At 73.3% G+C, this 5,653-nt stretch carries 5 protein-coding genes; all 5 read right to left on the reverse strand.

Annotated elements, in window-relative coordinates; genetic code table 11:
• A partial coding sequence (locus tag FL311_RS40525) for a caspase family protein (protein ID WP_141332985.1) occupies nucleotides 1-752 on the reverse strand: 752 nt, incomplete at its 3' end.
• A 427-nt stretch (nucleotides 753-1,179) separates the two neighbouring features.
• The gene (locus FL311_RS40530; RefSeq protein ID WP_153882725.1) at nucleotides 1,180-2,001 is read right to left on the reverse strand and encodes a hypothetical protein; all 822 of its coding nucleotides are present in this window, start codon (nucleotides 1,999-2,001) and stop codon (nucleotides 1,180-1,182) included.
• Nucleotides 2,002-2,017: 16 nt separating this feature from the next.
• Nucleotides 2,018-2,704, reverse strand: a complete 687-nt coding sequence (locus tag FL311_RS40535; RefSeq protein ID WP_141332987.1) for an RNA polymerase sigma factor — start codon at nucleotides 2,702-2,704, stop codon at nucleotides 2,018-2,020.
• Between the two features lie 12 nt (nucleotides 2,705-2,716).
• Nucleotides 2,717-3,937 carry a chromosome condensation regulator RCC1 gene (locus tag FL311_RS40540; RefSeq protein ID WP_141332988.1) on the reverse strand — a complete coding sequence of 407 codons (1,221 nt, stop codon included), beginning with the start codon at nucleotides 3,935-3,937 and terminating at the stop codon, nucleotides 2,717-2,719.
• A 111-nt stretch (nucleotides 3,938-4,048) separates the two neighbouring features.
• A complete protein-coding gene (locus FL311_RS40545; protein WP_194869580.1) occupies nucleotides 4,049-5,515 on the reverse strand; it encodes a DUF4397 domain-containing protein in 1,467 nt (488 codons plus the stop codon).
• Nucleotides 5,516-5,653 lie beyond the last annotated feature (138 nt).

Raw genomic sequence — 5,653 nt, forward strand, 5'->3', positions numbered from 1 at the left:
GCGGGAGGGAAGGTGCGCACGGCGAGCCGGGCCTGGGGAGACTTCACGCCGCGGATGGCGGCGGCGACGAAGGCGTCCAGTTCGCTGTACTCGACGCGACCATCGCCGTTGACGTCCGCGCCGCCGAGCAGCGCCGAGCGCGCCGCGTGACTGAAGACGCCCGCGCGGATGCGGGACCATTCGTGCGTCTCGCCCTCGGTGCTCTCCGCGAAGATGGCGCCCACGCGGGGGTGGCCGGCGAGCTGCTCCTGTTCCAGCGCGCGTCGCAGCCTGCGCAGCACGAGCGGGTCTCCGCCGCGACTGCCGACGACGCCCGCCGCGTGGCACGCATCGACGAGCAGGTGCACGTAGTCCGCATCGAGCTTCTCCACCACGCGCGAGTAGAGGCCCTCCTGGTCCAGCTGTCCGTCGGCGAGCGTGAGATAGGCGCGGCCCGACTCGCCGGTGCGGCCATGGCCCACGTAGATGAAGAGGAAGTCCACGGTGCGCCCGGCGGCGCGGTCCTCGGCGTTGCGACGCGCGAGCTGGTCCACGGTCTCATCGAGCACCGTGAGCGTGGGGAGGCGGGCGTCGGCCAGCCGCTCGCGCTCGGCCTGGGCGGTCTCGGCGTCGGGGACGGTGAGCAGGACCACGTCCACGCCGAGCCGGCGCAGCGTCTCGGCCCAGCGCACGCCGTCGTCATCCGCGTAGCGCAGCGGCGGCATGCCCGGGGTGTCGCTGCCGTTGTAGGCGACGACCAAGGCGCGTCGCACGGGAGACGGCTCCGGCGAGGCCGGATTCTCGGCCTGCGCGGCGCTCATCGTCGCCGTGCACAGGAGCAGCAGCGCGCATGACCGCCCGAGGAGTGAGTCGCGCTCTCGACTCATCGCCGCCCCCGGGACCTGGAGAGGGAGCGAATCTCCATGCTGCATGGAGTGCGCGTCACGCAGCTCGACGTGCCGATTCGTTCCGTGTCGATGCGCTCTTGGATGGATGAGGCTTCGAGTTGCCACAGCTCGATGCGGCCCGAGGTGTGCGTCACGCGCCGCGATGTGACGGTGCACTCATGGAGGGGGCGCGATGCTCCGAGCCATCTCAGAGACTCCCGCATGCGCCGCGATGCTCCGAGCCGCCTCGTGCCCGGCGACTCCCTCCTGGGCCCTTCGTGCGCGCCTCCACGCTCCCCTTCCATCCAGTGCGTCATGGCTTGCCGCCCCCCACTCGAACCCTGTGCCGCACCTGGACCACTTCGCCCTGCACCGTCTCTCCGCGCGCGGCCGAGAGCGCGACGCTCGCGCTCGACGCGAAGATTGCGGTCAGCTCCACCTCGCCCGACGCGGGCAGCCGTGGCGTGATGTCCAGCGCGGCCTCCGCGCCCGGAGCCGCCTTCACCTCGAACGGCCCCTCCACGCGCGAGCCCTGCTGCGTGCGCACCACCACCGCGACATGCGTGTACGGCGCCCGCACGCCCGCCGCGAACGCGAGGGACGCTCCCGAAGGACACGTGCCCTGTCCGCGCACTTCACGCAGCTCCGCGTCCGACGGCACGCAGAACAGCCGCAGCACCGCGGTGCCGGGGCCCTCGCCGCGCGCCGCCCACTCTCCCGTGTCTTCAGGCACGCCCGTCCACAGCACCCCGGCGGACACCATCAGCGCCAGCACCCACGCCGTGCCCACGTGCCCGAGCGATGGCAGGTCCCACGCCCCGCGCACCCACTCGACCACGCGCGCCCATGGGCCCTTCGTCACGTCCACGGACGCCGAGACCTCACGCCGCTCCAGCGCCCCCAGCACCGCCTGCAGGCCGTGCGTGGACAGCCGCTCCAGCTCTCCCGGGGTCGGCTCGGTGACGGTGTCCCGCGCGAACACGCGGCGCAGGTTCATCACCTGCTCATAGCGGGCGCCACAGCGCTCGCAGCCCCGCGCATGGCTCAGCACCCGGCTCCACTGTCGCGGAGGCAGGGTGCCGTCGTTGGCGAGGTGGACGAGCTGTCGGTCCACGTGGGGAGTGAACAAGGCCATGGGCAACTCGCTCTCGTCAGGGCACGAAGAGGGGGAAGAGCAGGGCCACCATCGCGGCCGTGGCCGCGGCGGAAGGCAGCCCATCGGGCGACTCCGCCACCAGCCAGCCCTCCTCCACGAGGAACGCCGTCATCGCGCGCCGCAGCTTCATCTCGCGCGTCCTCAGCTCCTGTCGGGACCACCCCAACAGCAGCCCCGCGCGCTCCTGGGACAACCCCTGCACGAAGCGCAGGTCCGCCAACCGCCGCGTCCCCTCGTCGAGCCCCGCGAGGAAGCGCCTCACCAGCTCCCGCAGCTCCCCTTCCAGCGCCCGGTCCTCGGGGGAAGGCGACGTGCTCGCCAGCCGCTCCGCCATCGGCGTGTCATCCAGCGCCACCGCCTCGCGCGCGATGCGGCCCGCCGAGCGCAGCACGTCCACCGCCGCCTGCTTCGCCACCGCGTTGAGCCACGTCGAATACGGCCGCACGCCGTCGTACGCCAGCCGCGCCTGCTCACGGAAGGCGCGCACGAAGGTCTCCTGGTGCGCGGCCTCCAGGTCCAGCGGACCCACGCGTCCCAGTCCCCCGGGCCCGTGGGACACGTACGTGCGCGACAGGAACCGCGCCACGTGCGCGGAGTAGGCCCGATAGACGCGCGCGAGCGCCTCCGGTTCTCCTCGGCGGAAGGCCTGCAGCAACCGCGGGTCGTCCCTCAACAGCGACATGCCGTCCTCCCCTCAAGGGGCCTCGAGCCCCTGGACCTCGACGGGCCCGGCGCGCTCCGTCTGTGTCCCGTCACCCAGCTGCCCGGCGGCGTTGGCGCCCCAGCACTGCACGCGCCCATCCCGCAGCACCGTGCACGTGCTCGTCACACCCGTGCCCAGGTCCACCACCTCGTTCGCCAGGCCCGACACGTCCACCGGCGCCGCGCGATGCACCCGCGTCCCGTCGCCGAGCTGCCCGGCCTCGTTCAGGCCCCAGCAGCGCACCCGTCCCTCGGCGCTCAGCGCGCAGGTGAAGCCCGTGCCCGCGCGCACCTGCCGCATGTCCGCCGTCAACCCCACCGGACGCACCGGCACCGTGCTGTCGAGCGCGGTGTCATCCCCCAGCGCCCCGGAGGCATTGAAGCCCCAGCACTCCACCGCGCCGTCGCCCACGCGCGCGCAGGTGTGTCCCTTGCCCGCCGTCAGCGCCCTCACGGGCAGGGCCAGGCTCCGCGCCCGGACGGGCGGCGACTTCAAGCCCACGCCCGCGAGCCCATCCCCCAGCTCGCCGTAGGTGTTGTCGCCCCAGCACCACGCCTCGCCCGCCGTGGTGGCCGCGCAGGTGTGGTACGCGCCCGCCGCGAGCACCGTGAGGTTCGCGGGCAGGCCCCGCACCTCGACGGGCGTGTAGCTCCGCCCGCTCACCTCCGACGCGCCCAATTGGAGTCGTGAGTTGTCGCCCCAGCACGTCACCTGTCCCCCCGCGTGCAGCGCGCACGTGTGCGCCTCACCCGAGGCGACCGTCAGCACGTTGGAGCCCACGCCGCCGACATCCAGGGGCTCCAGCGACGACGACAGCGAGGCCTGGCCCAGCTGCCCTGACGTGTTGTCCCCCCAGCAGCGCACGGTGCCGCCCTCCAGCACCGCGCAGGTGTGGTCCGCGCCAGCGGAGACGCCGAGCACTCCGGTGGACAGGCCCTTCACCGCCACGGCCGAGGCCCGCAGCGCGCGCGTGCCGTCGCCCACCAGCCCCGTGCCGCCCCAGCACCGCACGCCGCCGCTCTCCAGCAGCGCGCACGCGTGCTGCCGTCCCACCGTCACCTTCCGCGCCACGCCCCTCGGCTCGGTGTCTGGTTCCGGACACGGCTCGGTGTCCTCCACGCACGCGTCCGTCGGAGCGCTCCGGATGGGGTCCAGGCACGCGCCCGTCAGCGCGGAGAGGAGCAGCAGGATGGGCGCGACGCGGCGCTTCATGGAGCCTCCCTTCCGACGACAGAACGGACGACTGGCGCCGCGGGCACGAGGCTTGCGCGGCGCCAGCTTGCTGGCCTGGATGTCCTCGCAGACGGACGGCGGGAAAATGCGTTACGGCTGCGGATGCACGTTGAGCGCGCTCCAGGGCGTGGTGCTCGTGTCCACCAGCACCAACCGGAAGGCCGCCTCGCTCCCCGTCGAGGGCGACAGCGCGCCCGCAGCCACCGCGAAGACGCCCCGGCCCAGGAACGCGCTGGTGTCCAACTGGAACCGCGCCACCGGCGAGCGGTCGGCGGAGTTGGCCGCCGCCACGCCCACCAGCAGCTGGGCGCCGGGCAGCTCCCGGCCCTCCACCGAGGTGGCCAGCCGGTAGGGGAGGTCATCGAAGGCGGCGCTGGCCGGGACGACGCCGTTCTCCACCGGCGACACGTCCACCACGGGCGCGTCCGGCGAGGCGTGCACCACGCGCAGCCGCAGGCTGTCGGTGTCGGGCGTGAAGCCCTCCGTGAAGGCGAGCAGCTCGAAGGTGGAGTCCGCCGGGTCGTCCGCCGCGGGGCTCAGGAAGCCGGAGGCGAGGACCAGGTAGCGCTCACCGGCGACCAGCGCGGGCGTGGGCCGGCTGGCGGCGGGGGCGCCCGAGGGGCGCGTGCTCCCGGAGGCGCTGGCGAAGAAGTCCAGGGTGTAGCTGCCCGGCGGCACCTGGATGGGCGCGGACAGCTCGCCGAAGGTCAGGTCATCCACCAGCTCCGCGTTGCCGACGAAGACGTCCACGGAGGGCGCATCCGGCGAGGCGTGCAGCGCGTAGACGACGGGGTTCTGGCGGACCAGCCCGACGCCCGCGGCGAGCAGCCCGAAGCCCGCGGGGGCGTGCGCCTTCTCGGACAGCCTGCCCGTGGCGATGACGAACACCTCGCCGCGCGAGGGCAGGGCGGGCACGGTGAAGGACGTCACCTTCTGGTTGTCGGTCGTGCGCACCCCCACCTGGAGCGACTGTCCGGAGGGCAGCTCCACGCCCGCGGCCCCCGTGTCCTGGAAGCGCGCCAGGCTGGTGATTTCAGAGCTGCCGTCGTCGCCCACGTCCAGTGCGACCGTGGGCGCGTCCGCGCCCGCGTGGACGATGCGCACCCGAGCACGGCCCTCCGCGGGCGCGCCGAAGCCCTCGGTGAGGGGCAGCACGCGGAAGCCGCTCGCGCTGTCGGTGGCGGTGAGCAGGCCCGCGGCCACCGCGCTCACGCTCTGGTCCTTCGTCAGCGTCAGGGGACCGGTGGAATAGACGGGCGCGGACGTGGCCGCCGAGCCCGCCGCGCGCACCTGCACGTTGTACGTCCCCGTCGGCACCGTGGCGTAGGACGTGGTGTCGCCGTAACGCACGTTGGTGAACAGTGGCGTGGAGTTGCCCTCCGCGTAGATGTCCACGGCGGGCGCGTCCGGCGACGCGTGCACGACGCGCAGCTTCGCCTGGGTGGACGGCGTCGGGTCGGGCGGCGTCTCGTCGTCGTCTCCGCAGCCGACGAGCGCGGACAGCGTGGCGGCCAGCGCCAGGGTGATGCCACGGCGATTCCAGGCGTTCCTCTTCATGTGCGCCTCCATTGAAGCGGCCTTCGGGCTCGGGGGAGCCAGGGCCTGTTCGTTGTTGGAGGGCCCTTACGAAATGAGGCGGTGGACCTGGTTGATGGCTTTCTCTTATACACATCTGACGCTGCCGACGAAGCTAGA

The sequence above is a fragment of the Myxococcus sp. AB025B genome, assembly GCF_006518215.1.
GTDB lineage: Bacteria > Myxococcota > Myxococcia > Myxococcales > Myxococcaceae > Myxococcus > Myxococcus fulvus.